Source organism: Hoskinsella mucinilytica, from assembly GCF_045223415.1.
Taxonomy (GTDB): domain Bacteria; phylum Bacillota_I; class Bacilli_A; order Erysipelotrichales; family Erysipelotrichaceae; genus Hoskinsella; species Hoskinsella mucinilytica.
On the sequence record NZ_JBEQZJ010000091.1, the window covers coordinates 1 to 2,710 of the forward strand.

The window sequence follows — 2,710 nt, forward strand, 5'->3', positions numbered from 1 at the left end:
AGAAAAAAAAACTGATGCTATTTTTTAGCATCAGTTTTTACTCTTTTATTTGATAGGACTTCACTAACAGCAAGTTTAGAAATGGTAAATTCTACACCTTTTGATACCTCTACTGTTAAATATTCTTCTCCTACTTTATTGATTTTTCCTTTGATTCCTCCGGAAAACAGTACTTCTTTACCCGGTTTCATGCTATCCAAGCGTTCGATCATTGCCAATCTGCTTTTCTTCATTGCTCTTGCACTATAGATGTAATAGAAGATCAAGAATAGGATGATCAAAGTAGCAACCGTCATACTGCACCAGAAAATTGTGTTCCAATCGAAGCTCATAGGCTATCCTTAAATTCCGTCTTCAGGGATTTCTTGTTCTACAGCTTTGAATTCATAACGAACAATCTGATCTTTCCCTGTATTGATTGCTGATTCAGCAAGTGCGAATACATCTAAATCAGTCATAAATTTACGTGTCATAGATACTTCTACTAACATAGGTAAATTAGACCCACCGATAACAGCAACATTTCCTCTTGGGAATCCGACTTCAACAGCTGTCTTAAAAGGAGAACCACCAGCTAAATCAGAAAGAACCAAAATACCTTCACAATCTTTTAATTCATCCATTGCTTTTGTTAATTCTCTTTCCAAATCTTCTACTGAATATTCAGGAAGGAAGTCAACATACTTATAGTTTTCTTGTTCTCCGGCAATCAAATTGACTGAACTTGTTAAACCTGAACCAAAATTTCCGTGTCCTGTAACTAATAATCCGATCATTATAATTTCCTCACTTTCCTTTTATTATGCTTTTGTATAAGGGTGAATGATAACACCTTTTACAACTCGGTTAACTTCTCCACTTGGACATGGGTTATCCGGAGTTATATCATATGACAATGATTTGAATAATGCAAGTATCTGAGCTGCAATAATGTAGTCAAATCCTAAGAACATATTGTCATGTTCTTCTTTCAAATCAAATGAGAATGCATAATCAACCAAACCTGCGATTTCTTCATCCATCTTATTCATAACTGCAACGATTTTATTTCCTTTACGCTGTGCACTCATTTCTTTGATCAAATCAGTTTCATATTCACGTGTATAAGCATTATCACTTACATAAACGACTGTCAAAGTTTCATCATTGATGATAGATTTAGGTCCATGACGGAATCCCATTGGTGTATCAAACATAGTTGCAACCTTACCTGCAGTAAGCTCTAGCATTTTTAACTGACTTTCTTGTGCAATACCTTTTAAAGCATTTGCGCCAAGGTATACGATACGGTTGAAATCATATTCTTTTACCACATTTGCAAAGAATTCAAATTTATTTGCCAATGCATTTTCAGCAGCAACGATTACATCCTCAAGTTCTTTCTTTGCTTCTTCTAATGTATCCAAACGGAAGCAAAGCAATGTTGCAAGCATCATATTTGAGAAGCTAGAAGTCATTGCGAAGCTTTGATCATGTGTTTCAGGTGTAAGATTGATAGCATAAGCATTATCACGTTTTTCAGCAGCTTTGCTTAATGCACCTTCACAATTACAAGTTACGAATAAATGGTACACATTTTCGCCACATACTTCATCAGCTACATCAACTGCGGCAACACTTTCAGGTGAATTACCACTACGTCCGAAGCTTACCAATAATGTTGGTTTGTTTTGAGATAAATAGTTTTCTGGAGTAGCAACAATATCTGTTGTTCCATAAGATTTTGTTTTATAGTTTGTCAACTTATTCAAATATGAATATAATGCATTTCCTACAAATTCACTTGTTCCTGCTCCTGTTAAAATGATGTCGTAATCTTCATGCTTTGTTACATTCTCAATGAATGCCTTCAATTCGTCTTTACTGTCTTCAACCTGTTTGATTGTCTTCTTCCATGTAGAAGGCTGTTGGTTGATCTCAGTAGATGTGAAGATACCTTTCAAACTTTCCCATTCTGTCTTGTCTTTTCCAAAAATCATGTTCATCGCTCCTTTTCTTTTTGAAATCCTTTTCATTACGACTTCATTATAAAACAATGTTTGTAAAAAAACAACGTACGAAATTAATGTCTGTTAATTTGTGCAAATTTATTATTAATTTATAGACGGGTTTTGCTAGACGGATGAAGTGTTTCCATTTATAATGTAAACTAGAGGTGAAAATAATGGCGAGAAAAGGTAATAAATATCAAAAAAATGAAAAATTAAAAATAGGCGGTATCCATATTTATATAGATTCTCATGGTCGTGCTGTTTATTATGATGTATTAACAAAGATCGGATATGTATTGGATGATTATGAAACAGCTTATCGTCCATACTCCATGCGATTTGTAATCGGTATCTTCGCAGCTGTATTGATCTATATGTTCGAAGCACCATTATGGTTAAGTATCTTGGTTGGTGTCCTTGCTTATGGATTTATGGAAGTTAAGTTTCGTTTTTTCCTAAAAAAGGTTCCTCAACTGTTGGACTTTAAACCTGAAAAGCGTGCCGGTATGATCGATACTGCCGCAAATGATGAAACGAAAAAAATCATTCTTAAATTTATTCTTTATACGGCTTTGGCTGTATTGATCATCTTCAATGCCTATGATCAAAAATATGAGGGACTCATTTTAGGGGCAAACTGGCTGATTGCTTTGTTTGGTTTATATTTTGCTATCATACAAATCCTAGCTTTTTTCAAAAAGAGCAAAGCTTAAATATTA

General features: G+C 34.3%; 4 protein-coding genes. 1 reads left to right on the top strand and 3 read right to left on the bottom strand.

Features of this window, described 5'->3' with window-relative positions:
* Positions 1 to 17: 17 nt before the first annotated feature.
* The 3 genes from yajC to UGRO018_RS17565 are packed head-to-tail and all read right to left on the bottom strand — an operon-like array spanning position 18 to position 1,979.
* Complete coding sequence (yajC, locus tag UGRO018_RS17555; RefSeq protein WP_416327810.1) at positions 18 to 332, bottom strand: preprotein translocase subunit YajC; 315 nt, start codon at positions 330 to 332, stop codon at positions 18 to 20.
* Between the two features lie 9 nt (positions 333 to 341).
* Positions 342 to 776, bottom strand: a complete 435-nt coding sequence (locus UGRO018_RS17560; protein WP_416327811.1) for a PTS sugar transporter subunit IIA domain-containing protein — start codon at positions 774 to 776, stop codon at positions 342 to 344.
* 24 nt (positions 777 to 800) lie between these two features.
* Positions 801 to 1,979 carry an SIS domain-containing protein gene (locus UGRO018_RS17565; protein WP_416327812.1) on the bottom strand — a complete coding sequence of 393 codons (1,179 nt, stop codon included), beginning with the start codon at positions 1,977 to 1,979 and terminating at the stop codon, positions 801 to 803.
* Positions 1,980 to 2,164: 185 nt separating this feature from the next.
* Here UGRO018_RS17565 and UGRO018_RS17570 point away from each other — a divergent pair, with 185 nt between their 5' ends.
* Complete coding sequence (locus UGRO018_RS17570) at positions 2,165 to 2,704, top strand: hypothetical protein (RefSeq protein WP_416327813.1); 540 nt, start codon at positions 2,165 to 2,167, stop codon at positions 2,702 to 2,704.
* The last annotated feature ends 6 nt before the right edge of the window (positions 2,705 to 2,710 follow it).